Source organism: Actinokineospora auranticolor (assembly GCF_041897805.1).
Taxonomy (GTDB): Bacteria; Actinomycetota; Actinomycetes; order Mycobacteriales; family Pseudonocardiaceae; genus Actinokineospora; species Actinokineospora auranticolor.
Genome location: NZ_CP154825.1, coordinates 2,794,408 through 2,820,413 on the forward strand (window position 1 = coordinate 2,794,408; position 26,006 = coordinate 2,820,413).

24 protein-coding genes and 1 pseudogene are annotated in these 26,006 nt (G+C 72.2%); 13 read left to right on the forward strand and 12 right to left on the reverse strand.

What is annotated here, in order from left to right:
• Window positions 1-10 precede the first annotated feature (10 nt).
• The 7 genes from V5P93_RS12815 to V5P93_RS12845 all read left to right on the forward strand — a co-directional run bounded on the left by V5P93_RS12815 (window position 11) and on the right by V5P93_RS12845 (window position 6,205).
• Window positions 11-838: a hypothetical protein gene (locus V5P93_RS12815; RefSeq protein ID WP_104480395.1), complete on the forward strand. Its 828-nt coding sequence runs from the start codon at window positions 11-13 to the stop codon at window positions 836-838.
• Between the two features lie 815 nt (window positions 839-1,653).
• Complete coding sequence (locus V5P93_RS12820; protein ID WP_146108110.1) at window positions 1,654-2,412, forward strand: Calx-beta domain-containing protein; 759 nt, start codon at window positions 1,654-1,656, stop codon at window positions 2,410-2,412.
• Between the two features lie 844 nt (window positions 2,413-3,256).
• Window positions 3,257-3,412: a hypothetical protein gene (locus V5P93_RS12825; RefSeq protein ID WP_181043597.1), complete on the forward strand. Its 156-nt coding sequence runs from the start codon at window positions 3,257-3,259 to the stop codon at window positions 3,410-3,412.
• Entirely contained in the window at window positions 3,409-3,780 is a 372-nt protein-coding gene (locus V5P93_RS12830) for a hypothetical protein (protein ID WP_181043596.1), read from the forward strand. The genes V5P93_RS12825 and V5P93_RS12830 overlap by 4 nt, the downstream gene beginning before the upstream one ends.
• 284 nt (window positions 3,781-4,064) lie before the next feature.
• Complete coding sequence (locus V5P93_RS12835; RefSeq protein ID WP_104480392.1) at window positions 4,065-4,397, forward strand: PadR family transcriptional regulator; 333 nt, start codon at window positions 4,065-4,067, stop codon at window positions 4,395-4,397.
• A complete protein-coding gene (locus V5P93_RS12840; protein WP_104480391.1) occupies window positions 4,394-5,239 on the forward strand; it encodes a hypothetical protein in 846 nt (281 codons plus the stop codon). Before V5P93_RS12835 ends, V5P93_RS12840 begins: the two co-directional genes overlap by 4 nt.
• A 9-nt stretch (window positions 5,240-5,248) precedes the next feature.
• A complete protein-coding gene (locus V5P93_RS12845; RefSeq protein ID WP_104480390.1) occupies window positions 5,249-6,205 on the forward strand; it encodes an NAD(P)-dependent alcohol dehydrogenase in 957 nt (318 codons plus the stop codon).
• Here the strand turns inward: V5P93_RS12845 and V5P93_RS12850 are convergent.
• The gene (locus tag V5P93_RS12850; RefSeq protein WP_245931398.1) at window positions 6,195-9,191 is read right to left on the reverse strand and encodes a BTAD domain-containing putative transcriptional regulator; all 2,997 of its coding nucleotides are present in this window, start codon (window positions 9,189-9,191) and stop codon (window positions 6,195-6,197) included. The two genes, V5P93_RS12845 and V5P93_RS12850, sit on opposite strands and share 11 nt — an antisense overlap.
• A 190-nt stretch (window positions 9,192-9,381) precedes the next feature.
• Between V5P93_RS12850 and V5P93_RS12855 the strand changes: the two genes are divergently transcribed.
• Window positions 9,382-11,001 carry a vWA domain-containing protein gene (locus V5P93_RS12855; RefSeq protein ID WP_104480389.1) on the forward strand — a complete coding sequence of 540 codons (1,620 nt, stop codon included), beginning with the start codon at window positions 9,382-9,384 and terminating at the stop codon, window positions 10,999-11,001.
• A gap of 47 nt (window positions 11,002-11,048) precedes the next feature.
• Here the strand turns inward: V5P93_RS12855 and V5P93_RS12860 are convergent, their stop codons facing one another.
• Window positions 11,049-11,513 carry a DUF6328 family protein gene (locus tag V5P93_RS12860; RefSeq protein WP_104480388.1) on the reverse strand — a complete coding sequence of 155 codons (465 nt, stop codon included), beginning with the start codon at window positions 11,511-11,513 and terminating at the stop codon, window positions 11,049-11,051.
• Window positions 11,514-11,646: 133 nt separating this feature from the next.
• Here V5P93_RS12860 and V5P93_RS12865 point away from each other — a divergent pair, with 133 nt between their 5' ends.
• Complete coding sequence (locus V5P93_RS12865; RefSeq protein WP_104480387.1) at window positions 11,647-11,949, forward strand: GNAT family N-acetyltransferase; 303 nt, start codon at window positions 11,647-11,649, stop codon at window positions 11,947-11,949.
• An 80-nt stretch (window positions 11,950-12,029) separates the two neighbouring features.
• Here V5P93_RS12865 and V5P93_RS12870 read toward each other — a convergent pair whose 3' ends face one another.
• Window positions 12,030-12,539: a hypothetical protein gene (locus tag V5P93_RS12870; RefSeq protein ID WP_104480386.1), complete on the reverse strand. Its 510-nt coding sequence runs from the start codon at window positions 12,537-12,539 to the stop codon at window positions 12,030-12,032.
• A 111-nt stretch (window positions 12,540-12,650) separates the two neighbouring features.
• On the opposite strand from V5P93_RS12870, the pseudogene V5P93_RS12875 reads away from it, so the two are divergent.
• Together V5P93_RS12875 and V5P93_RS12880 are read left to right on the forward strand one after the other, a co-directional pair.
• Window positions 12,651-12,995 (forward strand): annotated as a pseudogene (locus V5P93_RS12875) (maleylpyruvate isomerase N-terminal domain-containing protein); the annotation flags it as partial.
• Window positions 12,917-13,372, forward strand: a complete 456-nt coding sequence (locus tag V5P93_RS12880; protein ID WP_374066489.1) for a maleylpyruvate isomerase N-terminal domain-containing protein — start codon at window positions 12,917-12,919, stop codon at window positions 13,370-13,372. The pseudogene V5P93_RS12875 and the gene V5P93_RS12880, both read left to right, overlap by 79 nt.
• A 36-nt stretch (window positions 13,373-13,408) precedes the next feature.
• Here the strand turns inward: V5P93_RS12880 and V5P93_RS12885 are convergent, their stop codons facing one another.
• Window positions 13,409-14,854 (reverse strand): MFS transporter, encoded by a 1,446-nt coding sequence (locus V5P93_RS12885; RefSeq protein WP_104480385.1) that lies wholly within the window; start codon window positions 14,852-14,854, stop codon window positions 13,409-13,411.
• Between the two features lie 81 nt (window positions 14,855-14,935).
• Here V5P93_RS12885 and V5P93_RS12890 point away from each other — a divergent pair, with 81 nt between their 5' ends.
• On the forward strand, window positions 14,936-15,688 hold the full coding sequence (locus V5P93_RS12890; protein WP_104480384.1) for a TetR/AcrR family transcriptional regulator: 753 nt from the start codon (window positions 14,936-14,938) through the stop codon (window positions 15,686-15,688).
• Here V5P93_RS12890 and V5P93_RS12895 read toward each other — a convergent pair.
• From V5P93_RS12895 to V5P93_RS12925, 7 genes are all read right to left on the reverse strand, one after another.
• Complete coding sequence (locus tag V5P93_RS12895; RefSeq protein WP_104480383.1) at window positions 15,685-16,638, reverse strand: LLM class F420-dependent oxidoreductase; 954 nt, start codon at window positions 16,636-16,638, stop codon at window positions 15,685-15,687. The genes V5P93_RS12890 and V5P93_RS12895 overlap by 4 nt on opposite strands.
• 42 nt (window positions 16,639-16,680) lie before the next feature.
• Window positions 16,681-17,475, reverse strand: coding sequence for a class I SAM-dependent methyltransferase (locus V5P93_RS12900; RefSeq protein WP_104480382.1), 795 nt, complete (start codon window positions 17,473-17,475; stop codon window positions 16,681-16,683).
• Between the two features lie 181 nt (window positions 17,476-17,656).
• Window positions 17,657-18,481, reverse strand: a complete 825-nt coding sequence (locus tag V5P93_RS12905) for a TetR/AcrR family transcriptional regulator (RefSeq protein ID WP_104480381.1) — start codon at window positions 18,479-18,481, stop codon at window positions 17,657-17,659.
• Window positions 18,482-18,998: 517 nt separating this feature from the next.
• On the reverse strand, window positions 18,999-20,294 hold the full coding sequence (locus V5P93_RS12910; protein ID WP_104480380.1) for a DUF2637 domain-containing protein: 1,296 nt from the start codon (window positions 20,292-20,294) through the stop codon (window positions 18,999-19,001).
• Between the two features lie 169 nt (window positions 20,295-20,463).
• On the reverse strand, window positions 20,464-21,135 hold the full coding sequence (locus tag V5P93_RS12915) for a hypothetical protein (RefSeq protein WP_104480379.1): 672 nt from the start codon (window positions 21,133-21,135) through the stop codon (window positions 20,464-20,466).
• 90 nt (window positions 21,136-21,225) lie between these two features.
• Window positions 21,226-23,328: a diguanylate cyclase gene (locus V5P93_RS12920; RefSeq protein ID WP_245931396.1), complete on the reverse strand. Its 2,103-nt coding sequence runs from the start codon at window positions 23,326-23,328 to the stop codon at window positions 21,226-21,228.
• Between the two features lie 229 nt (window positions 23,329-23,557).
• Window positions 23,558-24,700, reverse strand: coding sequence for a glycoside hydrolase family 19 protein (locus tag V5P93_RS12925; protein ID WP_104480377.1), 1,143 nt, complete (start codon window positions 24,698-24,700; stop codon window positions 23,558-23,560).
• 223 nt (window positions 24,701-24,923) lie between these two features.
• Between V5P93_RS12925 and V5P93_RS12930 the strand changes: the two genes are divergently transcribed.
• Window positions 24,924-25,583 (forward strand): transcriptional regulator, encoded by a 660-nt coding sequence (locus V5P93_RS12930; protein ID WP_104480376.1) that lies wholly within the window; start codon window positions 24,924-24,926, stop codon window positions 25,581-25,583.
• 64 nt (window positions 25,584-25,647) lie between these two features.
• Here the strand turns inward: V5P93_RS12930 and V5P93_RS12935 are convergent, their stop codons facing one another.
• The gene (locus V5P93_RS12935; protein WP_219824043.1) at window positions 25,648-25,986 is read right to left on the reverse strand and encodes a carboxymuconolactone decarboxylase family protein; all 339 of its coding nucleotides are present in this window, start codon (window positions 25,984-25,986) and stop codon (window positions 25,648-25,650) included.
• Window positions 25,987-26,006: the final 20 nt, after the last annotated feature.

A 26,006-nucleotide genomic window follows, 5' to 3' on the forward strand; every position in this document is an offset into this window, starting at 1 on the left:
CGATCAGGGGATGCGAGAGCTGCCGAAGTTCCCGCCGCGCCCGGCCGAACCGGCCCCCGCGCCTGCCGTGATCGTGAGCACGCTCCCGGACGAGTTGCCCTGGAGCGCCAAGGCGCCGAGGGGGGCCGTCGAGGCCCCGTTCGAGCCGCCGTTCCAGCCGTTCGCCGTCACCCAGGTGATAGAGCCCCCCGTCGAGCCCGAGCCCGCCCCCGCCGCGCGCCCCCGCGCGCGCCTGCTGGCGCTCGTCCTCGCGAAAGCCCGGCCGCGGTGGTTGCTGCCCGCAGCCGGTGCGGTGGTCGCCGCGGTGGTGGCGGGGCTGGTCCTGGTGCTCACCTCCGGTGACGAACAGCCACCACCGCCCGCGCCCGTCCCCGTGCAGGGTGAGTTCCTGTTCCAGCGGATGGGTGAGACCGTCGAGCCGCTGCGGGACAGCGACTGCGCGGCGCACGCGTACGGCAAGGTCAAGCAGTTCCTGGTGGAGAACCAGTGCAGGCAGTTGTCGCGCGCCGTCTTCATCACCCCGATGGATGACGGTCGAACGGTGTACACCAGCGTCAGCGTGGTGCGCATGCCGGACCGGGCCGCCGCCGAGAAACTGGAACTGCTCGTCCGCTCGGACGACACGGGCAGCGTCAACGACCTCCTGCGCGAGAAACGCGTGGTGGTCCCCGGCCTGGCCCGCCTGAGCCGGGGCGGCTTCTCGGCCATGTCACTCGATCGGGACGTCATCATCGCCGAGTCGGACACGGCCAGCCCGGACCCCGACCCGGAGATCCACAAGCAGGAGATGAAGCGCATCAGCGTCGACGCCCTGCGGCTGGGCAAGGACTTCAACTAGGTGGTTCGCGGCTCCGCCCGGGTAGGTCGGGCGGAGCCGCGAACGATCCTCGAGTGTCACTTTCGCATAACTTTTGTCGAACTACCCACAATCCACTATCGAGATAGGGGTGGGTTGGCTTCGGTGCTCGGTGCTCGGTGCTCGGTGCTCGGTGCTCGGTGCTCGGTGCTCGGTGCTCGGTGCTCGGTGCTCGGTGGCCCCGCTCTTGATCTTGGTCGCGCCCGGATCCGCCCTCGTGCGGTTGTCCACATCCCCGCCGCTCATCCACAGGAAATCGCGGCCCCTTCCCAGCAGTCTTCGCGCCGATAGACTGGAGCAGGGCTGTCCCCCCGGAGGAGGGCGGGGGCTGTCCTGGGTCTGGGCGGGGTGGTTAAACAGTTGCTGACCAGGCGGGCGCTGCTTCGGCTGGCTGCCGCCGACCGTGGTCCGCACCCGAATGGCTCGCTGCCGGGGTGTCGGGTGCTCGTGCCGCAACCGTTCGCGCGGCACTCCGCTGCGGCACAGCCCGCTAAGCCTCGGCCGTTGGTGCCGTGCCTGCTCCCATCGTTCCCGTAGCAGCTCGTGGCGCCACAACGCGCGCGCATGGGGGGCTTCTGGCACGGCGCCCGTGTTGCCGGCCGGTCTCCTCGTGGCGAGGTCGTTCGATGGGCGCGGCTTGTTCGCGGTCCGGTGAACATTCCGGGACGTCCACCGCCGCCTCGACGTCACGGCTGGTCGGCCCCGTGAACGGGTCCGCCGGTGGCGGCGCCACAACCGATCCACAACCGGGGTGCGCTACCCAGTCCCAGGGCGGCTACACGAAAGGGATCGAGTCCATGAGGGCAATGGTGCTCGCCGCGGCGGTGGTGGTCGCGGCCTTGCCGGTGGTACCGGCGTACGCGAGCGGTTCGGGCTGCGCGCCCGCGAGTGTGGCGGTGGGTGACTACCGCCAGTACGAGGGCACCGGCGCCGGGACGACCACGTTCAGCTTCTCGGTCTCCGTCACCGCCCCACCCGGGTGCGCGGCCAGCGGGTCGGTCGACTACACGACCGATCCCGGCACCGCCACCCCCGGCGTCGACTACACGCCGACCTCGGGCACCCTGACCTGGAACGGCACGACGGACACCAAGACCGTCTCGGTCACCATCGCCCGTGACGCGGCACCGGAGTACGAGGAGACCTTCGCGGTCCGCCTGCACTCGCCGCAGGGGTTGGTGATCGCGGACAACCTGGGCGTCGGCCAGATCATCGACGACGACCGGCCCCCGCTGGACACGTCCCTCGACGGCGGCAAGATCTGCTGGCGCTCCCAGGGCACCGCCGAGATCGGCCTGCACACGTCGGCCCCGGCCCGCGCGCCGATCACCATCCACTACCGCACCATCCAGGTGGGCGACGGCAAACCGGGCTACTACCCCGTGCGCGACGGCGTCGTCACCATCCCCGTCGGTGAGACCCGGGGCGTGGCGAAGGTCCGCCTGTTCACCGACGAGCAGCTGCCGGACGAGCAGTTCGTGCTGGAGATCTTCAACCCGTCGGCGGGCACCATCGGCCTGTCGAAAGTCCCGGTGACGGTGAGGTCGCGAGGCTGACCGCAGGGGGATCGAGTCGGGGGACCTGCCTGGGCGGGCAGGTCCCCCGACGTTCGTCCAACCCCGGACCGGGTCAAGGCGGGCGCGGGCTTCTTCATCGTCCAAGACCGCCGAGTCCGCGTTGCGCTCCAGGGTCTTCAAGCACGGGCGGGCCAGTCGAACAGGCCCACCACCGTCCAGGGTTTCGGCACGATCGCCCGCCTGACCAGGAAACTGCCACGTTTCGGGGCTTGGTCATCGCGCCACTTGCCCGCACCGGTCCCATGGCGGTTGACCCGCAAGGCCGACGGCAGGGAACCAACCCGGGCGCCACCACTCCGCGGTGGCCCACCGGCCAGTGCCGAGGGCGCCGGCGCGGCACCCTCGGCGATCATCGCCCGGTCCCGCGCGTCCGGGGCTCCCGCCTCGTGCCAACCCCATCGGCGTCCGGATCGGGTGTAGTCCATCCACCCCACTCCGCCGCTGATCTGCGGCTTTGTCACATCGGGGTTATCCACACAGCCGGGATTGTTGGTCGCCGGGGGCCGGTATGGCTATGTCGCACGCGTGATCCGGGCGGCGCCGACCGGTGGCACCGAGGCACCACTGACGGGGACACGGCCACCGATCGGTAGGTCTTGTCGTGACGCGGGTGGCGGCCGTTGATGCCGGAGAGCCGTGTGAGCGTGTCGTCGCGGTTCCAGCGGACCAGGATCTTGGCACCCGCACCGCTGGCCCCGACCAGCACACCGCGCTCGGTGGCGGCCCGGACGATGTCGCCGCCGAGGGTCGGTAGGAGCACGGGTGTGCCGTCGCGTGACCAGCGCGTGGCCCGCGAGGCCTCGGCCGCCAGTGCGCAGCCGCCGTGCACGACGCCGATCCGGCGGGGAAGCGGCTGCCCGACAGCGGACCAATGCCGCGGGCGTCGTTCGACAAGCTCGCCCGGTACGGAACCCCGCTGGTCGTAGTCGACCGGCTGGTCACGACCGGCCCTCTCGTGGCCTACCTGGCCTGGCCATGAGCCGCATCGCCGACCCTGCCCAGGCCGCGCGAAAGACCGACGCTCGGGATGCGTTCACCATCGCCGACGACCCCGCCGGCGAGGTGACCCGGGCCGGCAACCGCATCCGCGGGCTGCTCGCCGGCATTCATCCCGCCGTCGAAAACGCGATCGGACCCGAGGTCAGCCACCCGGCGGCGCTGGACACCCGCTCCCGCTGCGGCAGGCCGACATCGCGAAGCGGGCTGCCGTCGACTCACCGCGATCGCGAGGGTCCGCGCGCCTTGCGTGGACGAGCGGCTGGTCGAGGCGATCGTGACCGCCCTGGGGCAGACAGACCACTGCCGTCCCGGGAACCGCGGCCGCGGACACCGTCCGACCGCGACTGAACCGTTGTCCAGCAACGCAAACACGCCGCTGAGTAGACCGAGGGGATACCCGACGCGCCCCCTTGTCGGGGTCCTGACCTCGACGCCCGGTATCCCCGCATCCTGCTCGGCGCCGCCTCCGCCCTTCAGGTCCTCCAGGTATCGCCCCGCCGGTCGCGGCTCCGGAACCGCGAGCAGCCGCGGCCGTGCCGAGAAGGTGCGGCTGGAGCCTGTGGCTGAGAGGTTCTCCAAGGTTGGGCAGATGGCAGTGGCAATAATGTGTGGCACACACTATTGTGTGTTGTGTGGATGAGGAGCTGTTGGCCACGCACCTGCAGGAGTTGCGGCGGGGGACCGTGGTGCTGGCCTGTCTGCTGGTGCTCCGGGAGGCCAACTACGGGTACGCGCTGCTTGAGGTGTTGGAGCGGCGGGGGTTCGCGGTCGACGCGAACACGCTCTACCCGTTGTTGCGGCGGTTGGAGAAGCAGGGGTTGTTGGTCAGCGAGTGGAACACCGATGAGTCCCGGCCGCGGAAGTTCTATCGGACGTCCGAGGCGGGTGGGGTCATGGCGGGGGAGTTGGCGCGGGACTGGGTCGGGCTCGACCTGGCCTTTCGCGGGTTGAAGGGGGAGCTGTGAGCGCACTGGTCGACCGGTACGTCGAGGCCGTCGTGACCCGGGTGCCCAAGGGGCAGCGGGTGGACATCGAGCGCGAGTTGCGGGCTTCGATAGCCGACGCGGTGGAGATGCGGGTGGAGGGAGGGGAAGGTGGGGGCGAGGTCGAGGTGTTGACCGAGTTCGGTGACCCCGTTCGCCTGGCCGCGGGCTACGCCGATCGGCCGTTGCGGCTCATCGGGCCCGAGGTCTACCTCGACTACACGCGGTTGTTGACCGCGTTGGTGGTGACCGTGGTCCCCGGGGTCGCGGTGGCCGTGGGTCTGATGCGGGCGTTGAGCGACAAGACTTTCGTGGTGGAGTCACTTACGGCCGCGTTGCACACGACTGTCCATATCGGATTCTGGACTACCCTTGTGTTCGCGCTCATCAGTTGCAAGCCGCGGTCGTGGGCGCCCGAGAAACTGCCTGCCAAGCCGACCCGTCGGGCGCGCTACACCGAGTTGGTCACCCAGACGGCCATCACCGTCTGGTTCGTCGCCTTCCTCCTGTACGCGAGGGAATGGCTCGACCCCCGCTTCAACTCCGTCCTCTACCTGTTCATGGCCCTGGTCATCGCCACTCTCGGGTTCTCCTTCGCCGCCCACTACGCCCGCTGGAGCATCCCCCTCGCGGTGGCGCGGGCGGCCACGGAAGTCGCCTGCTCGACGATCCTGCTCTGGTTGGCCTCGACCGACCACGTCGTCAAAGCCGGGGTCTGGGAACCGGACCTGGTCAACGCGGTCCACACCGGACTGACGATCCTCGCCTGCGTCTCCTACCTGCACACCGTCATCGAGGGCGTCAAGGCCGCCCAGCAACGCTAAGGACCAACGATGAAAGCCATCGTCCACCACACCTACGGCACCCCCGACGTCCTCAGATACGCCGACGTCGACCAACCCGACACCGGGCCCGACGACGTCCTCGTCGAGGTCCGCGCCGCCTCCCTCAACTTCGCCGACCGGGCCGTGCTCAGCGGCATCCCCCGGATCGGGCGACTCGCTTTCGGCTTGACCAAGCCAAAGCACACCATCCTCGGCCGCGACATCGCGGGCACCGTTGTGCGGACAGGCGCGGGTGTGACCGCGTTCGAGGAAGGGGACGAGGTGTTGGGGGAGATGGAGCAGCGCGGCTTCGCCGAGTACGTCGCCGCCCCTGCCGCCCACCTCGTCCGCAAACCCAGGGGCATCACGTTCGAGCAAGCCGCAACGTTGCCGGTCGCGGGCACCACCGCCTACCAGGCCGTCGAGATGGCCCAAGCCGGCAAGGGTGGACACATCCTGGTCAACGGCGCGTCCGGCGGTGTCGGCACGTTCGCCGTGCAACTCGCCAAGATCAAGGGCGCGGAGGTCACGGCGGTGTGCAGCGCGCGCAACGTCGACCACGCCAGAAGCATCGGTGCCGACCACGTCATCGACTACCGCAAGGAAGACTTCACCGAGGCGACAACGCGCTACGACGCGGTCGTCGACGTGGCGGGTGGTCACCGCGTCACCGCGATCCGCCGGGTCCTGACCCGCGACGGCGTCTACGTCAGCACGACCGGCGAAGGCGGGCCGACCCTCGGCCCGGTCCCCAGGCTCCTCAAAACCCTCACCGCAAACCCTTTCGTCCCCCAGAAACTCAGGATCTTGTCGTCCAAACGCGACAACGCGATCCTCGGAACCCTCGCAACCCTGGTGGCGGAGGGAAAGCTCACCCCGGTCATCAGCAGGCTCCACCCCCTGTCCGACACGGCCGACGCCATGCGGGAACGGCACGCGGGCGGCAAGACGGTCCTCACGGTGTGAGCCGCGCCGACAGCTCCTCCGCCTCCGTCGTCGCGTTGGCCTGGCTGTAGAGGGACCGGGCGCGGGACCAGTGCCGGGTGGCGGTGGTCGAGTCGCCCGCGCGGGACTCGAGGTCCCCCAGGTCGCGGTGCAGGTGCGCCAACTCGTAGTCGTCCGGCACCGCCGTGCGGATCGACAGGCTGCGCTCCAGGTTCTCCCGCGCCGCCGCCAGGTCGCCCGCCGCCAGGTACGCGCGGCCCAGCTGGTTCAACGCCGACGACTCGCCGTGCCGGTCGCCCACCTCGCGGCTCAGGTCCAGGGCCGCGCTGAAGTGCGCCACCGCCGCGCGCACGTCGCCCGAGTCGAGGTGGGCGCGGCCGGTGTCCAGCAACGACTCCCACTCCAGCCAGCGGTCGCCGATGGCGCGGCTGACCTCCACCGCCTCCCGCAGGTGCGCCAGCGCCGCGCCGTGGTCGCCGCGCTGCAACCACGCCTCGCCCAGGGTGTCCAGGGTCGCGGCCTCCAAGCGGGCGTTGCCCAGGCCGCGGAAGGTGGCGAGGGCGTCGGTCAGCGGGGTCAGGCTCTCCTCCGCCCGGCCCATCCGGACGAAGGTGTGCCCGAGGTTGCGCTGCGACAACGCGCGGCCCAGGTCGCTGCCCGCCTCCGCGCACCGCGCCACGGCCAGCCGGTGCGCGGCGATCGCCTCGTCGAAGCGGCGCAACTCCGCGTACGCGTTGGCGATGTTGTTGTGCACGTGGCCCTCGCCCGCGAGATCTCCGGCCGCGCGCACCGTTTTCAACGCGCGCTGGTTGGTTTCCAGCGCCTCCTTCAACCGCCGCGTCATGAAGTACGCGACGCCCAGCGCCCGCAACATCTCCGCCTCGGCCACGGGATCGCCCAGCGCCGTGGCCGCCGCCGCGCCCTGGCGGCACAGCTCGACCCGGTCGTGCCAGTGCCCGGTCGCGTCGTAGAAGCTGGTCAGCAGGTACGTCAGCTGCCACGCCGAGTCGAGCCTGCCCAACTCGCGCGCGCACTGCGCCACCGCCCGCAGGTTCGCCCGCTCCGCGTCGAGGAAGGCGAGCGCGCCGTGGCGGTCGTCGAACGGGACCCGGCAGCGGGGGTGCCGCAGCGACGGCGTCACCAGGTCCCGGTTGGGATCGATCACCTTGTTCGCCTCGTCGGCGACCACCAGGTACCAGTCGACCAGCCGGGACAGGGCGATCGCCCGCTCTTCGCGCTCCACCCGACCGGCGGCGAACTCCCGCACCAGGTCGTGGAAGCGGTACCGGTCCCGCTCGGTCTCGGTGACCAGGTGCGCGGCGGCCAGCGCCGACAGCGACTCCCGCGCCCGCTCCGGCGGCACCCCGCACAGCGTCGCGCCCAGCCACGCGCTCACCGACGTGCCCGGCGCCAGCCCCAGCAGCCGGAACACCCGCGCCCGCCCCGGTTCCAGCGGCTCGTACGCGCTGGCGAACACCGCCCGCACCGTCCGCGAGTCGCCCTCCACCGCCAGCGTGTCCAACCGACCCGCGCCGACGAGTTCCGCCGCCGACTCCGCCACCGTCCGACCGGGTAAGGACACCAGCCGCGCCGCCGCCAGCCGCAGCGCAAGCGGCATCCCGCCGCACAGCCGCCCCAGCCGGGCCGACGCGCCCGGCTCCCGCGCGACCCGGTCCGCGCCGAGCACCCTGGTCAGCAGTTCGAGGGACTCCGCGTGGCCGAGGCTGTCGAGGGCCACGGGGTGCACGGCGTGCCGGGTCCCCAGCGCGGCCAGCGTCTGCCTGCTCGTCACGACCAGCAGCGTCCGACCGTTGCCCGGCACCAGCGGCAGCACCTGCTCGACGTCGCCCGCGTTGTCCGCCAGCACCAGGCAGCGCCTGCCGTGCAGCAGCGACCGGTACAGCGCGGCGCGTTCCGGCAGCTCGGCGGGCATCCGCTCATCCGGCACGTCCAGTGCCCGCAGCACGTGCGCGAGCGCGTCCGACGCCGACAACGCGCGCCCGGAGTCGTGGCCGCCGAGGTCGAGGAACAGCTGCCCGTCGGGGAAGCGGTCGGCGGCCCGGTGCGCCCACTGGACGGCGAACGCGGTCTTGCCCATCCCCGCCGCCGCCGAGATCACCACGACCGGCCGCTCGTCGGACGGGTCCGCCAGCATCGCGTCCAGCGCGGCCGACTCCGCGACCCGGCCGGTGAAGTGCCCGACCCGCGCGGGCAGCTGCGCGGGCCCGCGCACCGCCGGTCGCGGGTCCAGGCTCGGGTCGCGCCGCAGGATCGACGTGTGCAGCGCCAGCAGCTCCGGGCCCGGGTCGACGCCGAACTCGTCGGTCAGCCGGGTGCGCAACGCGCGGAACACCGCGAGCGCTTCGGTGTGCTGGCCGCAGCGGTGCAGGGCCAGCATGTACAGGCCCGCCAACCGCTCCCGCGTCGGGTGCGCGGAGACCAGGCGCGGCAGTTCCCGGACGGCGTCGGCGTGCCGGTCGAGGCGCAGTTCGGCGTCCCAGAGGTCCTCCAGCGCGGCCAGCCGCTGCTCGTGCAGGGTCTCGACCTCGCCGCAGCCCCAGCCCTCGAGCGCCGCGTCGGCGAACGCGTCGCCCCGCCACAACCCGAGCGCGGCCCGCAGCTGCTGGGCGGCCCGGTCGGCCTCGTCGCGGGCCAGGTGCTCGCGGGCGGCGCGGACCTGCCGGTCGAACAGCAGCGCGTCGACCGACTCGGGTTCGACGGCCAGCAGGTAGCCGGGTTCGCGGGTGCGCAGGACGGTCGGGAAACCGCAGGCGGCGAGGGCCTGGCGGATGCGGGCGACGTGGCTGTGCAGCGTCTTCACGGCGGTGCGCGGCGGGTTCTCGCCCCACAGCACGTCGATCAACCGGGACGCGGGCAACACCGTGCCCGCGTGCAGGGCCAGCACCCCCAGCACCGCGCGCTGGCGGGTGCCGTGCACCAACGCGCGCCCGGCCGGGCCGACGGCCTCGACCGGTCCCAGCACGCGCAGCTCGCCGGGTCCGCTCACCCCCAGCTCCTTCCGCGCAGCTCGGTAAAGGGAGCGTAACGACCCGACTGCGGTGCGCAAACACCCAACCGGCTGAGCCGCGTGCGGCCAAACCCCCAACTTCGGTTGCGTTCCGCGACAACCATGCCACAACCGGTCGCCGACACGCTTCGGGTCACACCCTGTACGCCCCTCCGGCGAGGAGATCACCATGTTCCACCGCAGTGTCCCAGCCCGCCGCAGAGCCCTCGTGGCCGCGGCGTCCGCGCTGGTGGCGGCCGTCCTACCCGCCATCCCGGCCGCCGCGGCGCCCGCCGTCGTGCCGGTCGCGCAGCCGCCCGCAGCAGGCCCGTGCGGTCCATTGGACGTCACGTTCGTCATCGACGACACCGGCAGCATGGGTGGCGCGATCGCCAACATCAAGGCGGGCATCAACACGATCATCGGCGACGTGTCGACGCTGTCCGGCGGCGACTTCAAGCTCGGTCTGGTGACCTTCAAGGACGACGTGAAGGTCCTCAACGACCTGGCCGCGGGCAACCAGGCGGCGGTGACCGCCGGGGTCAACGGCCTTGTCGCGGGCGGTGGCGGCGGCGGCCCCGAGGCCTCCGACGAGGCGCTGAACACCGCGGTCAACAACCTGCCCGCCGCGGGCCGCCCGCAGACCGGCAACTTCTCCGGCGTGTGGCGCAGCAACGCGACCAAGATGATCATCCTGGTGACCGACGCGCTGCCCGGCGGCTTCGACGACACGCACACCGCGGTCGACGTCGCCAACGCGCACACCCGGGCGCTGCAGGCGCAGAACAACATCAAGATCAACAGCGTCTACGTGCCCACCGGCGGCGTGTCCGCCCCGGTCGTGACGATCATGCAGGACTACGCCACCACCACCGGCGGCGTCTACACCCAGACCGCGGCCAACGGCTCCAACACCGCGACCACCATCCAGCAGAGCCTGCGCAACTGCCGCCGCACGGACGTGTTCGTCCGCGACCACGCCGCGGACACCGGAGTCGAGCCGCACGGCCTGAACCCGATCTGGACCAGCCCGGACATCACCGTCTGCCCGTCGCCCGCCCCGTGCGCGGGCACGAACCCGGTGGTCGGCGGCACGAGCTACATCCACGTCAAACTCAACAACCCCGGCCCCAACGGCGCGGGCACCGCGACCGGTGACCTCAAGCTGTACTACACCGCGCAGGGCGGTGCGGCGATCTGGCCGACGCACTGGACGCACATCAACACCGCGACGAACGTGACCGTGCCCGCCGGGACGACCAACGTGGTGATCCCGTGGAACGGCGTGCCGGGCCCGGGGCACTTCTGCCTGCTGGCGCGGTGGGTGTCGGCGACCGACCCGATGACCTTCGCCGAGGGCCCGAACACGCTGACCAACACCCGGAACAACAACAACATCGCGTGGCGCAACGTCGACACCGTGCGGGTCAAGCCCGGCACGCCGACCACCCGGCCGTTCACCCTGGCCAACCCGAACCCGCGCGCGCTGACCAACCTGGTCTTCACCGCGCCCGAGGGCCCGTTCGCGGGCAAGGTGACCATCGACCTGGGCCGTGAACTGGCGGCGCGGTGGAAGCAGTCGGGCGGCAAGGCCGAGGGCATCCGGCAGGTCGGCGAGACCGCGTTCGAGATCGTCGACGGCAAGCGGGCGGTGCTCGCGGGCCTGGCCATCGACCCGAAGGAGCGGTTCGAGACCAAGATCGACTTCACCGCGACGGCCGACCAGGCGCGGGCGGTCGTGTGGGTCAACCAGACCGATGAGAAGGGCGAGGACCTCGGTGGCGTCGAGTTCCGCCTGACCACCGAGTGAGTCGCAGGGGGTAAGGGGACGGCCCGGTCACTCGACCGGGCCGTCCGCTATTCGCGTTCCCGTAGTGGGACGGCGAACCAGAGCGCGGCGATGAACAGACCGCACACCCCGGCAACTACGAACGCCGCCCACCCGCCGATGACCATCTCGGCGAGCAGCAGCACCGCGGCGGTGAAGGCCAGGGACAGGCAGACCAGACCGGCGATCGTGGTCCGCGTGGCGAGGTGCATGATCTCCTGCCGCTTGCCCCGGCGGAACAGGATCCGGTGCCAGGCGGCGGGGGCGGTGAGCAGGCCGACGGACGCCACGGCGAACAGCACAGCGACGAGGTGGGTGCCGCGCTCGAAGGCGTTGGCGTCGCGGACGTAGACCTCGGTGAACGCGATGGAGAGCAGGAAGCCGAACAGGATCTGCACGCCCGCCTGGGCGACGCGCAGCTCCTGGAGCAGTTCGCCGAGGTTGCGGTCCAGCCGCTCCTTGGGGGTCTCTTCCGCGTCGGACGTGGTGCGCACCGGGGGCTCCTTTACCTGCCGTGTCTGTTCGGGAGGTTCCTCCGGACACGAAGGTGGAAACCGCTCGGATTTCCTTACCCCGAGTGATGGCCGGCGCCGGCTAGGCTGGCGGTGACACCAGGAGGAGGTCGCCATGGCGGTGGAGGTCACCGACGTCGCGGAGCGGCACCGGTTCGAGGCCACGGTGGACGGCCGGTTCGCCGGGTACGCCGAGTACATCCGGAGCCACACGGTGGTGGTCTACCCGCACACCGAGGTCGACTCGTCGTTCGAAGGCCACGGCGTCGGTGGGGCGCTGGCCCGCGCGGCGCTGGACGACGCTCGGGAGCGGGGGCTGCCGGTCCTCGCGACCTGTCCGTTCATCGCCGCCTGGATGCGTCGGCACCCGGAGTACCTGGAGTTGGCCTACCAGAACCGCAGCCAGGTGACCGACTGACGCGGTGCCCGGCTGCGCGGTCGTGAGTCTTGGTGTTCGAGGTTGATTGTGGTCGACCCGGGGCGGTGGTCGCGGGTCGGTCAGGGGCGCTCGAAATCGGTGAGGGCGCGGCGGAGGTAGTCGTCCAGGGGGATGGTTCGCGACGGGTCCACCTCGACCTCCACCGGCGCCGGGTACGGCTCCCAGGACGTGATCATCGTGCGGGTCACCGTGCCGTCGGCGCGCAGGGCGGCGTTCTCGCCGCGCGCCACGGGGGAGTAGACCGGCCGCACGGTCGCCTGACCCATGCTGATCACCACCCCGTTGCCCAGGTTCCACCCCCGCACCTCGCCCGGCTCCGCCAGCACCCGGTGCCGGACCTTGGCGCCCTCGGTGGTCTCCCGGTGGTCCCCCCGGGACAGCTTCTCCGTGCGCTCCACGGGCAGCGGTTCGGGCAGGAAGCCTTCGGCGAAGGCGGCGGCGGGGAAGTCGCGCACGGCCTGCGCGAGGCGGTCCAGGTCGGCCTGGTCCACCAGCTTGCGCCGCTCCGCGTCCCGGGCCAGCCACCGGGGCCAGGCCTGCGGGTCGGGCAGCGTGTCCGGGTCGATCACAGAGTGATCGTACGGCCGACGCCATGGTCCATTGGTGTGACCTCCGTCCGAGGTTCGCAACTGATTGTCACTCGCTGAAACGCGCGGGCGGCAGCGCCTAGGGTTGGCGCCGTGGACACCACCGCGGTCTGGAACGAGCACAACCGCCGCCTCACCGACCTCATCCGCGACGCCGACCCGACCCGCGAGGTCCCCACCTGCCCCGGCTGGACCCTGCGCGACCTCGCCGAGCACGTCGGTCGGGGCGACCGCTGGGCCGCGCGCGTGGTGGAAACCGGTGTCTTCACCCGCCCCGACGACACCCCCGGCCTACCCGCCCCCGACTGGTCCGAGGTGCCGGATTGGCTCGCGCAGGGACCACCGTGCTCTTCGACGCGGTGGCCGCGGTCGGCGCGGACACCCCGCGCGCGGGGTTCGCCGGGCCGCTCCTGGCGGGCTGGTGGCTGCGCCGCCGCCTCTACGAGACCGTCGTGCACCACGCCGACGCGGCCATCGCCTTGGGCGCCCCTTACGCGCTCGACCCGGAGGTCGCCGCCGACGGCATCTCCGAGTGGCTCTCGCTGGGGGTCGCGCTTCCCCTGGGGGAGTCCCCGCTCGCCGGGGACGACACCCTCCACCTGCACGTCACCGAGGACCTGGGCGACCGGGGCGAGTGGATCGTCCGGCCCGGCGTCGAGTGGGCACACGGCCACGCGAAGGCCACCACCGCCGTGGTCGGCACGGCGGTGGACCTGTTCCTCGTCCTCATGCGCCGCCTCGCCCCGGACGGTCACGTGGAGGTCTTCGGCGACCGCGCGGTCCTCGACACCTGGTTGTCCCGCACGTCCGTCTGACCGCCGGAGGGCCGCCGAAGCGGCCCTCCACCGGGGTCAGGCCTGGGCGTCCTCCGGGCGGGCCCAGCGGGGGAGCAGGAAGGCCAACGCCGCCGTGGCGACCACCAGACCCGCCGAGACCCACAGCACGACCAGCAGCGCGTCGTTGTGCCGCCCGCCCTCGAAGTACTGGAAGAACACCGTGCCCAGCACCGCGACGCCGGTCGCGGCGCCCAGCTGCTGCACCGCGTTCAGCACCCCCGACGCCGAGCCCACCATCGGCTGGGTCACGCCCGCCAGCACGATGTCGAAGAACGGCGCGAGCAGCAGGCCCATGCCGATGCCGCAGACCGCCAGGCCCGGCGCCAGGTCCCAGCCGGTGACCGGCTCCGCGGACCACGCCACCGTCGCGATCACCACGACCAGCCCCGCGGCCATGACCAGCGCGCCGATCTGCAGCACCGGCCTGCCGAACTTGCGCCCCAGCACCGCCCCCGACAACCCGGCGCCGACCGCGAGCCCCAGCGCCCACGGCGCCTGCGACAACCCGGCCTGCAACGCGGTGAACCCGAGACCCAACTGGACGTACAGGCTCAGGGCCAGCCCGACGCCGGTCATCGCGCTGAAGAAGATCAGGCCGACGACCATGCCGCCGCTGAACGCCCGCGACCGGAACAGCCCCGGCTCCACCAGCGGCGCGCGGCCCGCGCGGCTGCGGCGCACCTGGTGCACGCCGAACGCCACCAGGATCGGCACGGACGCGGCCAGCATCGCGAAGCACCAGCCCGGCCAGCCCAGCTCGCGGCCCTGCACCAGCGGGTAGACCAGCAGCAGCAGACCCGTGCTCGCCAGCAGCATGCCGACCGGGTCCGGCCGCGGCGCGTCCTCCGCCCGCGACTCCGGCAGCACCTTCCAGGCCAGCGCCAAGCAGGCCAGGCCGATCGGCACGTTGATCAGGAACACCGCGCGCCAGCCCGCGTCGCCCGGGTTCCAGCCGATCAGCGCGCCCGCCAGGATCGGTCCGCCGACGGTGGACAGGCCGATGGCGGGCCCGAAGGCGCCGAACGCCGCGCCCAGCTCCTTGGGCGGGAAGATCGATCGGATCAGACCGAAGCCCTGCGGGATCAGCACCGCGCCGAACAGGCCCTGGAGCACCCGGCTGGCGACCAGCATCCCCGGCGACAGCGCCAGCCCGCACAGCGCGGACGTGACGATGAAGCCGATCAGGCCGATCAGGAACATCCGCCGCCGACCGAACAGGTCGCCCAACCGGCCGCCGGTGATCAGCCCCACCGCGAGCGCCAGCGTGTAGCCCGCGGCCACCCACTGGATCATCGTGCTGCCGCCGCCCAGGTGCTGCTGGATCGACGGGGCGGCGATGCTCACCACCGTCGCGTCCAGCAGGTCCATGATCTCGGCGGTCAGCACCGCCACCAGCGCCCACCACCGCCATCGGTAGGCGGTGTCGAGCCCTTCCCCGGCCGTGGTCGTCGTCGCGGTCATCTCAGCTCCCCCTCGAACAGCGTTCGTTAACGAACACTGTTCTACTGGCGAACACCGTTCGTGTCAACTAGGGTGACCGATATGACCGCAGCCGAGAGCGACCCGGACCCAGCGCGGCTCGAACCCCCGTGGTGGACCCCCCGCAAGAGCGGCGCGCGGCGCTCGCTGAGCCGGGAGACGATCGTGGCCGCGGCGGTGCGGATCCTGCGCGCGGAGGGCGTCGACGGGGTGAGCATGCGCCGCGTCGCCGCCGAACTGGGCACCGGACCGGCCTCGCTCTACGCGCACGTGGCGAACAAGGACGAGCTGCTGGAACTGCTCTTCGACGAGGTCGTCGGCGAGGTCCCGCTGCCGGAACCGGACCCGGCGCGCTGGCGGGAGCAGATCACCAGGCTGTGGACCGACGGGCACGAGGCGCTCAGCCGCAACGGCGACATCGCCCGCGTCATCCTCGGCCGCGTGCCGATGGGCCCGAACGCCATGCGGATGTCCGAGTTCACCCTGACGCTCCTGCGCGGCGCGGGCATCCCGGACCAGGCGGCGGCCTGGGCGATCGACGTGGTCGGCATGTACGTCAGCGCGAGCGCCATCGAGAACGCCGTGACCGTCGACCTGGCCCGCGAAGGCCGTGACCCGGAGCAGTACTACGGCATGGTCTGCCGCTTCTTCGCGAGCCTGCCCCCCGAGGAGTTCCCCGCCACGACGTCCCTGGGGGACGCGCTCGGCAGGGGCAGCAGGGAGGAGCGGTTCGCCTTCGGCCTGGACGTGATCCTCCGGGGGCTGGCGGCGCTGGTCCCGGCCGATCGGGCCGACCGGCCGGGGGAGCGCCCCTAGAGCCGCGGGGCCACCTGCTCGGCGATCAGGTCCAGGTGGTCGAGGTCATCGGTGTCGAGCACCTGCAGGTAGACCCGGCTGATGTCCGTGCGCTCGCGCCAGGTGCCGAGGCGGTCCACGACCTCGGCGGGCGTGCCCGCGAGCCCGTTGGCGCGCAGCTCGTCGACCTCGCGGCCGATGCGCGCCGCCCGGCGCCCGATCTCCGCGTCGTCCCGGCCGACGCAGACCACCAGCGCCGCCGAGCGGATGATCTCCGACGGGTCGCGGCCGATCTCCGCGCACGCCGCGCTGACCCTGGCGAACTGCTCCGCCGCCGCGTCCAGCGGGACGAACGGGACGTTGAACTCGTCGGCGAAGCGGGCCGCCAGGCGCGGGGTCCGGGTGCGGCCCCCACCACCGATCAGGATCGGCGGGCCGGGGCGCTGGGTCGGCTTGGGCAGCGCGGGCGAACTCACCAGCCGGTAGTGCTCCCCGTCGAAGGAGAACTTCTCGCCGTCCGGGGTCGACCAGAGGCCGGTGATGACCTCCAGCTGCTCGGCGAACCGGTCGAAGCGCTCACCGAGGCTCGGGAACGGGATGCCGTAGGCCGTGTGCTCCTCGGCGTACCAGCCGGTGCCCAGCCCGAACTCGACCCGGCCACCCGACATCTGGTCGACCTGGGCCACCGAGATCGCCAGCGGACCCGGGTGCCGGAAGGTGGCCGCCGTCATCAGCGTGCCCAGCCGGATCGTGGTGGTCTCCCTGGCCAGACCCGCCAGGGTGGTCCACGCGTCGGTGGGACCGGGCAGACCGGTCGACGAGCCCATGCTCAGGTAGTGGTCGGACCGGAAGAACGCGTCGTAGCCGGTCTCCTCCGCGTGGCGGGCCACGCGCAGGAGGTCGTCGTAGGTGGCGCCCTGCTGCGGCTCGGTGAAGATCCGCAGGCGGAGGGCGCTCGGCTCGGTGCTCACCCGACGGAGGCTAGTGCAGGGGGGTGACGGCTGCCCGGCCCATCACCGGCGCGCGCCGGTCAGGATGGTGACTTCCACGTACTCGGTGAACGGGGCGAACGGGTCGAGCACCGCGCGCAGCCGTGCGTCGAAGTCCGGGCGGTCGGCGGGTGCGGGCAGGAGCTGGTGGGGCAGCGCCGAGTACACGCCGCCGATGATCTCGTCGGCGGTCGGGTGGGCCGCGTAGCCGACGACCTGTAGGCCGATCGCGTACCCGGCGGCGCGGAGGTCGTCGCGGACCCGGCGCTGGCTGTCGGGGTCGGTGCCGCAGGTGTCGATCAGCGGTTTGCCGAGCCAGGCGGACAGGTGTCCGCGCAGCGCGCGCGACCAGTCGCTGTCCTGCTGCCACAACGGCACGCCGTTGGTGACGACGGCGACGCCGCCGCCCGGTCGCAGCAGCGGGTGCGCGGTGGCGAACAGCCTGGTGCGGTCCATCCAGTGCAGGGCCTGACCGACGGTGATCGCGCCCAACGGCCGCAGCAGCGCCGCCAACCCCGACAATTCCGCGTCGGAACCCAGCAACCAGCCGACGTTCGCCGGGTTCTCCTCGACCGCGCGAGCGCGGACCAGCATGTCCGGTTCCGGGTCGACGCCCAGCACGCTGCCGACCCGCGGTGCCAGCGGTCGGGTCAACTGACCTGTGCCGCAGCCGAGGTCGACCACCGCGTCGAGCGGGGTGAGGTCGAAGGCCGCCACGACGACGTCGACCACCCGGTCCGGGTAACCGCGCCGGAACCGGTGGTAGAAGTCCGGTACCTCGCCGCCGAAACCCGGGTCCCGCTCCGCTGTCGCCGTCATGGGACCATGCTGCCCGCTCGCGACCCGGCCGCGCAGCCCTGTTCGCCGTCGGCGTCGCCCGGCGGGCTTACCGAGTGACCACAGTGGACACCCGGTAAGCCGCTGGGCGGACACCCGGTAAGCCGCTGGGCGGACACCCGGTAAGCCCGCCGGGCGGACACCCGGCAAGCCGCTCGGGGCGCTACTCCGACTTGCGGGAGGCGACCAGTGCCTCGACACCGTCGAGGATGCGGGCGAGGCCGAACTCGAAGTTGTGCGAGGAGTCGTAGGCGGTGCCGTGCACGGCGCCCACGGCCGCGCCGACCGCCGCCGCCCTCGGGTACTGGCTCGCGTCCATCAGCGTGTTCAGCACCGGGCTGTGCGCCTGCCACCACTGCTCGTCGCTGACGCCGGTGTCGCTCTCGGTCGCCGTGGCCTCCAGCGCCCGCCGCGCCGTGGTCTCCGCGTGCCCGATCACCAGGTTCAGCACGGTGTCCATCTCGACCTCGGTCAGCCCGATGTCGGCGATCGTGCCCAGTTCCCGGTCGTACTTGGCCATCACGTTGGGGCCCAGCGGCGGTCTGCTCACGCCGACCCGCAGCATCCACGGGTGCCGGTGGTAGAGCGCCCAGTTCGCGTGGGCGACCCGGTGCAGCTCGCCCCGCCAGCCCGGTGCCGCCGCGTCGCCCGCGCCCGAACCCGCGCCGCCGGGCTCCGCGCCGTCGCCGGACTTCGCGGTCTCGGCGTAGACGGTGTCCAGCATCAGGTCTATCAGCTCGGCCTTGCCCGGCACGTAGGTGTAGAGCGACATGGTGCCGACGTTGAGCTTGTCGGCGACCCGGCGCATCGACAGGGCGATGAGGCCCTCGGTGTCGGCCACCTCTATGGCCGCGCCGACGATGCGGTCGACACTGAGATCGCGCCTGCCGTTGCGGACCGGCGCCTGGTTCTGCTTGCGCCACAGCAGCATGAGGCTGCGTGTGGGGTCACCGCCCCCGCTGTGGTCCTTCGTCGCGTCCTTTGCCATGGTGGCCCGATCCTAACTGGTCCGCTTCGCGGTGGTCGCGGACTCGCCGGCCCGGGCCACTTCGGTTCCGGTCGGGTCACCGACCGTGATCGGACGGCGCGTTCGCGTGTGGACCGTGGACCCGCCGCGGCGGCGGAGCCGCTGCCTCATCTCGTCTCGCCCCCCAGGCCGTGGCGTCGTACGGTGATCGCCACGGTTGCGGTCCGCGCGTGCGCCTTCGGGTGTTACCAGCTTGCCGGAGTCGTCGTGGTGGCGTCCGCCGGCGGGCTTGCCGGATTGTGCCGATGGGCGGCCACCGGGCAGCCCGGCCCCACCGCGGGTCGCTGAGTCCTGTGTGGACGGTGGGGTGCTCGGGGGGACCGCCCCGTGGGTCGGTCCGAGCCGCGTCGGCGCCATCGTGCTCCTCTCCGCCTCCAGGGGACACCGTACCCGACCACGTACGGCATACGACCGCCGCGTACGGGTGAGCCCGGACCACTTTCGGCCCGGGCTCGATCCAACTCCCCGCAGGGCTCGCCTAGACCGGGGTACCGCTCTGCCGCAGCTGCTCGATGCTGATCAGCTCGGCCTCACGGACCGAGTGCCCGCGCGCGTGGGTGACCCGCCACAGCGTGGTCACGCTCTGCAGCGGGTGCAGGAACCAGCCCCACGCGCCGATGACCGGCAGCGAGCGGGCGACCCGGCCCCGGGCCCGGCGCTCGCTGCGCGAGTGCCAGCCGATGTGCAGCTCGAACAGCAGGATGCCGACCGCGGCGGGCGCCGCGAACATGATCGACGCCTCGATGCCGTAGCCCTTGCCCGCAGCGTGCTCCCAGTTCAGGTACACGCTGCCCGCCAGCAGCGCCAGCAGCGCGAACCTCGGGCCCGCGCCCGAGTAGGGCGAGAGGGCGTAGCGGTGCGCCAGGCCTGCGACGATGAGCGCGGAGGCGTCGAAGACCAGCGACACCACGGCGGCCAGCGGGGTGGGGATGCTGAACGCGCGCGCGTACTCGAACAGCGACCACCAGGAGATGCCCATCGCGGCCACCAGCACCACGATCCAGGCCATGTTCGCCGACCAGGACAGCACGGTCGGCACCTGGGGCGTCAGCGGCTCGGACCGCTCCGCCTCCGGCGGCACGACCCGCTCGGCGCGCGCCTCGATGTAGGGCACGGTGTCGAGCGCGGTACCCGCGCTGGACGCGGTCGGCTGCTCGGCGACCACGACGGCGCTGGACGTGGACCCGACCTCGTCGGTGTCGGCGTCCACGACGTCGCCGTCGGTGTCGGCGTCAGTGTCGGCGTCCGGTGCGGGGTCCGCGACCAGGGTCGCGGTGGCGGCGGACTCGGTCGCCGCGGGGGTCTCGGTGGCCACGGCGCCGGAGTCGGCGGCGCTGGCGGTTCTGTCGGTGTCCACGGTGTTCGCGTCGGTGTCCGATCCGGTCGAGCTTGGCGGGGTGGGGGCGGCCGGTCCGTCGGCGGTGACCGCCGGGATGACCGCGGTGGGCGCGTCGGCGGCGGCCCGGTCGGCCGTCGCGTGGCTGTCGGTGGCGCTCTCGTGCGAGCGCAGCGCGTCGAGCTCGGCGAGCAGCTCGGGGCTCAGCGCCACCAGGTCACCGGTGTCGCCGATCTTGTTCTCGCCGCGCCAGGTGTTGATGATGCCGGTGGCGTAGGTGGCCGTGACGTGGATGCCGTAGGCGTCCAGCCATTGCTTGACCCCGAGGGTGGTCGGTGGGTCGACGTTCTCGCACGCGTAGCGGATCTTGTCCGCCAGGGTGGCCAGCGCGGTCAGCGCCTCCGTGTGCGTGGGGTCGGTGTCGATCTTCGGACTCACCTGCGCGGTCCTCCTCGGGCTGGCAGCGGATGACGCGGTCGATCTCGAGCCGTGGGTGGTTGCACTTTGTCGGACGCGCTGCGCGAGCGTCCACCCGGGGGTCCCCCAGCGCGACCGCAGATCAACGATCTTGACACAGTCGTGCCCCGGCTGTTACCTGGACCCCTGCCTAGACCCCCTGTTCCGCCCCGGTGCGGTCCATAGTGGACCGCTGGGCGGTGGTGACCACGACCACCACCACGACCACCACCACGAGCAGCAGGGACAGCGCGGGCACCGGCACCCCGACGACCCACGACACGACGATGTCCGCCCCCGGCGCGAGCACCGCGGCGGCGAACACCCACGCGGGCGCGGTGCCCGGTTTGACCCGCCCCGCCCACGGCGTCCGCCCGCCCGCCTTGGCCACCGACAGCCACACCTGCGCGGCGATGGCCGCCACCATCGCCGCCGACCCGACGACCAGGGCACCGGACACCCGATCATCGGCTGCCGCCTGCCGCAGCGCGGAGGACAGCACGGCGATGCCGAGCCCGATGAGGACCAGCGTCAGCCCGAACTTGATCGTGACCCACCAGTGCCGGAAGAACCCCCACGAGGTCGCCCCCGCCAGCGCGATCCCGGTAGCCGCCGCCGCGTTGGCGAACGGCGCGAGCAGGACCCCATCGATCAGGTGCGCCACCTCCAGCAGCGCGTGCCGCCGCCCCGGGACGGCGCTGGCGCGACCGGCGAGCATGAGCGCCACCAGGGTGAGCGCCTGCGCCATCCACCCGACGGACGTGATGACGTGCAACCAGACGGTCAACCGCCGCCAGCGAACCACGGAACCCTTGGCGTTCATGGCCCCGACCGTCCCGCGCGCACCCGCGCGACCGCATCGTGCGCATTCCCGATGCCCGCCCCGGGAACCACCCCTAGGGGTGGCCCGGCGTCACGGTGTGGCGGGCAGGATCCCGGTCGGGTGCACGACCCGGAGTTCGCCGATGAGGCCGCGCGAATGCAGGCTCAGGAACAACTCCACCGCGTCCGGGCAGAACTGCGAACCCCGGCCCCGTATCACCTCGGCCACAGCCTGTTCTTCGGACAACCCGCGCTGGTACGCGCGGTCCGAGCGCATGGCGGCCCACGAGTCGCACACCGCCAGCAGCCGCGACTCCACCCGGATGTCGTTGCCGCCCAACCCATCCGGGTAGCCGCCGCCGTCCCAGCGCTCGTGGTGCTGGCGGATGACGGTGGCGACCGTCGAGTAGCCGGGCACCACCGACACCATCCGGGACCCGTGGTCCGGGTGGGCCCGCATCAGCTCCCACTCCCGCGGCGTCAGCGGACCCGGCTTGGCCAGGACCTCCCTGGGCACCACGATCTTCCCGATGTCGTGCAGCCGACCGGCCAGCTCCGCGGTGCGCACCCGGTCGGCGTCCAGCCCGGCCTCGACCGCCAGCAGCCGCACCCAGCGGGCGACCGCGCGGCTGTGCTCGTGGCTGGACAACCGGCTGTCGACCTCGTCCGCCGCCTGCTGCAGGTACTCCACGCCGGAGGGCACGCGCGGCGCGGCGGCCGCCCGGGTGGGTCCCACGACGACCCGGTCGCGGCCCGCCTCCTTCGCCGCGTACAGGGCCCGGTCCGCGATCGACACCAGGTCGTCCGGGTTGTCGTCGTGGGTCGGGAACACCGACGTGCCCACCGACACCGTCACCGACGCCCACCGACCGCCCGGCAGCTCGATCGGCTGACCGGCGACCCGCTCCCGCAGCCGGTCGGCGATCAGCGGCAGGGTGGCCGCGGTGGCGCCCGGCAGGATCACGGCGAACTCCTCGCCGCCGAAGCGGGCCAGCACCTCCCCGGCGCGGACCGCGTCGCGCAGCCTGCTCGCGATCTCCACCAGCACCTGGTCCCCGGCGGGGTGCCCGTGCCGGTCGTTGATGGTCTTGAAGTGGTCGACGTCGGCGATCAGCACCGCGACCGTCGTCCCGGCGCGCCGCGCCCTGGCGATCTCCAGTGGCAGCTGTGCCTCGAAGAACCGGCGGGTGTGCAGGCCGGTCAGCGCGTCGGTGATGGCGAGCCTGCGCTGGTCGGACACCAGCGCCGCCAACCGGGCGATGGTCAGCCCGAACAGCACCGCGCACGCCCCGGCGACCACCGGCACGTCCCGCACGGTGCCCTCGGCCCACTGCACGACCAGCACGACCGGCGCGATCAGCGCCGCCGCGGACAGCCCGGCGATGCGCACGGGGCTCAGCGGCGCGTCCGGCACCGGTGACGGCTCGGCCAGCCGCGCCATGGTCGGGTGCAGCGCGCTCGCGCCCAGCGCCAGGTTGCCCGCCAGCCAGATCGCGTCCAGGAAGTTGCCCGCCTGGAAGGTGCCGTTGAGCTGCTGGAGCACGTAGATGGTGTCCGCGGTCATGATCGCCGCGAGCCAGCCGATGAACGGGAAGAACGCCCGCGGCCGCGCGCCGGAGCCCAGCACCAGACCCAGCGCCACGGTCAGCAGCGCCAGGTCCATGACCGGGTAGCCCAGCGACGCCAGCTCCACCAGCAGCGGCGAGCCCTTGCGGGTCTGCGGGCCGATCACGTACAGCCACGACAGCATCGCCGCGACGACGGCCAGGGTGGCCGCGTCCAGCAGGCCGGACAGGTCGTGGCCGGGGGTGCGGCGGCGGATCAGCATCACGATGCCCGCCACCGCCAGCGGGTAGTGCGCCAGGTAGAACGGGTCGGCCAGCGACGGGTACGCGGTGACGTCGAAGACGTAGTGCGAGATGTAGAAGATCGCGTCGGCGAGCGCGTAGACCAGCTGGCTCGCCGCGATCATCACCCACGGCAGCCGCGGCTGCGGGCGGTTGCGCACCACGCCGTAGCAGACCGCCACCGCCGCCGAGGCGCTGACCAGGCAGTACAGCACGACGCGCAGCGGGAACCCGCCCGCGGTCACCGGTGCCAGGTAGTAGAGGACGACCAGCGCGGCGCCCGCCGCCAGGTACGCGGGCCACATCCAGCGCGGGGCGGGATTCCCCGGCTCGACCGGCTCAGCCATCCCCGCTCCCCACCCCGGATCCGGTGCGCGCCGTCTCCGCCCGTAGTCGATCCCGGGCGCGGGATCCGGTTGCGGAGCGCCGATATCGGGCGCATGCGGCGAAGTCGACCACCCGGACAGAGTGGCATAGCGGGATTCCGACCGGGGCGCAGGCTGTTGTCGTTGGGCCATTCGGGTACCGGTCGGGGGCGCGGCGTGTGCCGCGCCCCCGACCGGCCTCCTGAGCTGGTCAGCAGCTCAGGTTGTTGCCGGGCGTGGTGCCCAGCACCTGGGTGAACTTCTGGTAGGCGTTGATCCGGCTCTGCACCTGCGCCGGGTTGCCGCCGTTGCACTCGAGGGCGCCGTTGATGCTGCGGATCGTCTCGCCGAAGCCGCGGCTGTTGACCATCGCGTCGTGCGGGGTCATGGTGCCGGGGCCCTTCTGCGTGTTCCAGTACCAGAGCGCGGTCTTCCACGCCACGGCCGGGTCCTGCTCGACCAGGAACGGGTTGCGCAGCAGGTCGATGCCCAGCGCGTCACCGGCGGCCTTGTAGTTGAAGTTCCAGCTCAACTGGATCGGTCCGCGGCCGTAGTACGCGGACTGGCCCGCCGGGCAGCCGTAGGACTGGGTGGCGTCGCAGTAGTGCGGGTAGTTGGCCTCGTTGATCTCCTTGATGTAGACCAAGCCGCCGGTCTCGTGGTTGACGTTGGCCAGGAACGCCGCCGCCTCCTGCCGCTTCACGGTGTCCGTGCCGGTGTTGGCGAAGCCGGGGTAGGCCGCGAGCGCGTCGGTGAGGCCCTTGTAGGTGTAGAAGGCGTTCCGGCTGGGGAACATCTGGTTGAACTGGGCCTCGGACACCACGAACCCGGTGTTCGGGATGGAGGTGGGCGGGGTCGAGGTGGTGCTGGTGGGCGGGGTGTCGCCGCAGGTGTACGGGTCCCAGTACCAGGTGCTCACGACGGGGCTGTAGCCCGGGTTGTCGTGCTCGGCGATGTAGAACTTGCCGTCGGTGAACTTGACGATGTCACCGGTGACGTAGTTCTTGCCCTGGACCCAGGCCGCGTAGTTGCAGCCGCCCGGGGGGAGGGTGGTGGTGGGCGGGGTGGTCGTCGTCGGGCGGGTCGTGGTGGTGGTCGGCGGGGTGCCGCCGCCGCAGGCGCCCTGGTCGGTCCAGACCTGGGCGCCGCCCGGGGTCTCGCCCTGGGTCCACCACTTGGCCTGCCAGTTCTTGCCGTTGTACGAGGCGGTCTTGCCGCCGGTGTATACCGTGGCACTGGCCCACGGCGCGGCGCAGTCGGCCGCGGCCTCGGCGGTCACGGAGGGCAGGACGAACGCCAGCCCGGCCGCGGCCGCCGCAGCGGCGACCGCCGCCACGATGCGGTTCCTCGACACGTGATCACTCCTTCGGTGCCGACCGGGGGACGAGGTCGGCGTGCAGGGGTCGCGCGGAACCCGGGACACCCGGGAACGCGTGTGAAAATCACCTAAGCCGATGGGCCAACCGGCGTCAAGGTCTAGACCACTGCCCGCCGGTGGGCGGTCCGGGCGCGCGCCCGCCGACTGGAGATGATCTACGCTGACCGCCGGGTCCGCCTGGCGTCCAAGGAGGAACGTGATGGCCGAATCGGCCAAGGAACTGCTGGACCGGGTGCAGCGCGAACTGCTCCCCGGCGAACACGACAACCGACTCGTACCCCTGGTGGCCTGCGGGGAGGCCCCGCTGGCCGTGCTCGGCGCGCTGGCCGCCGAGCAGCACCGCATCATCGCCAGCGACTGGCGCACCTTCCTGACCCTGGCCGCGCAGGCCGTCGACCCCGCCGCCCGGGAGGTCTTCACCTCGCTGGGCACCGGCGAGGGCTTGGCCCTGGCCAAACTGGGCGACTTCGCCAAGGCCTGCGGCCTGAGCGAGGACGACATCCGCGCCTACCGCCCCCAGCCGGGCTGCCAGGCCTACCCCGCCTACCTGGCCTGGCTCGCCCTCAACGGCAACCCCCGCGACGCCCTCCTGGCGATCCTCGCCAACTTCGCCGCCTGGGGCGGCTACTGCGCCACCATCTCGGCGGGCCTGCGCGAGCACTACGGCTTCGACGAGGTGGGCACGGGCTTCTTCGACTTCTTCGCCACCCCGGTCCCGGAGTTGGAAGAGCTGTACGTGGTCGCGCTCCAACAGGCCCTCGACGCCGGCTGGACCCCGGAAACGTCAATCGGCTACGGGCGGTTGTTGCAGGGGTACGAGCTGATGTTCTGGAACACACTCGCCGACCTGGCCGTCTGAACGGCCCCTCCGACAAGCACTTCCCGGGACGCGGCCGTACCATCCGGCCGCGTCCTTTGTGGATCTAGGCGTCGTCCTCGTCGAAAACCCGTTGCGCGGCAGCGAAAGCGGCGTTGGCCGCCGGGACGCCCACATAGGCTCCCGTGTGCAGCAACACCTCCGCGATCTCCTCCCGGCTCAACCCGTGCCGCAGCGCGGCCCGCACGTGCATCGTCAATTCATCGTGCGCGCGCAGCGAAGTCAGCACCGCCAACGTGATCGCGCTACGAGTGCGGCGGTCCAGGCCGGGTCGAGTCCACACCGAACCCCACACCGAGTCCGTGATGTACTCCTGGAACGGCCGGTTGAACTCCGTCACCCGCGTCCGATCCACGTGCACATCCCCCAACACCGACCGCCGCATCGCGTCGCCGGTGGCCGGGG

Bases quoted from the DNA above. Each gene is read 5' to 3' on its own strand.
- V5P93_RS12815 (WP_104480395.1), top strand. From the start codon at position 11: ATGCGAGAGCTGCCGAAGTTCCCGCCGCGCCCGGCCGAACCGGCCCCC.
- V5P93_RS12820 (WP_146108110.1), top strand. From the start codon at position 1,654: ATGAGGGCAATGGTGCTCGCCGCGGCGGTGGTGGTCGCGGCCTTGCCG.
- V5P93_RS12830 (WP_181043596.1), top strand. From the start codon at position 3,409: ATGAGCCGCATCGCCGACCCTGCCCAGGCCGCGCGAAAGACCGACGCT.
- V5P93_RS12845 (WP_104480390.1), top strand. From the start codon at position 5,249: ATGAAAGCCATCGTCCACCACACCTACGGCACCCCCGACGTCCTCAGA.
- V5P93_RS12855 (WP_104480389.1), top strand. From the start codon at position 9,382: ATGTTCCACCGCAGTGTCCCAGCCCGCCGCAGAGCCCTCGTGGCCGCG.
- V5P93_RS12865 (WP_104480387.1), top strand. From the start codon at position 11,647: ATGGCGGTGGAGGTCACCGACGTCGCGGAGCGGCACCGGTTCGAGGCC.
- V5P93_RS12885 (WP_104480385.1), bottom strand. From the start codon at position 14,854: ATGACCGCGACGACGACCACGGCCGGGGAAGGGCTCGACACCGCCTAC.
- V5P93_RS12890 (WP_104480384.1), top strand. From the start codon at position 14,936: ATGACCGCAGCCGAGAGCGACCCGGACCCAGCGCGGCTCGAACCCCCG.
- V5P93_RS12900 (WP_104480382.1), bottom strand. From the start codon at position 17,475: ATGACGGCGACAGCGGAGCGGGACCCGGGTTTCGGCGGCGAGGTACCG.
- V5P93_RS12905 (WP_104480381.1), bottom strand. From the start codon at position 18,481: ATGGCAAAGGACGCGACGAAGGACCACAGCGGGGGCGGTGACCCCACA.
- V5P93_RS12915 (WP_104480379.1), bottom strand. From the start codon at position 21,135: ATGAACGCCAAGGGTTCCGTGGTTCGCTGGCGGCGGTTGACCGTCTGG.
- V5P93_RS12920 (WP_245931396.1), bottom strand. From the start codon at position 23,328: ATGGCTGAGCCGGTCGAGCCGGGGAATCCCGCCCCGCGCTGGATGTGG.
- V5P93_RS12930 (WP_104480376.1), top strand. From the start codon at position 24,924: ATGGCCGAATCGGCCAAGGAACTGCTGGACCGGGTGCAGCGCGAACTG.
- V5P93_RS12935 (WP_219824043.1), bottom strand. From the start codon at position 25,986: ATGCGGCGGTCGGTGTTGGGGGATGTGCACGTGGATCGGACGCGGGTG.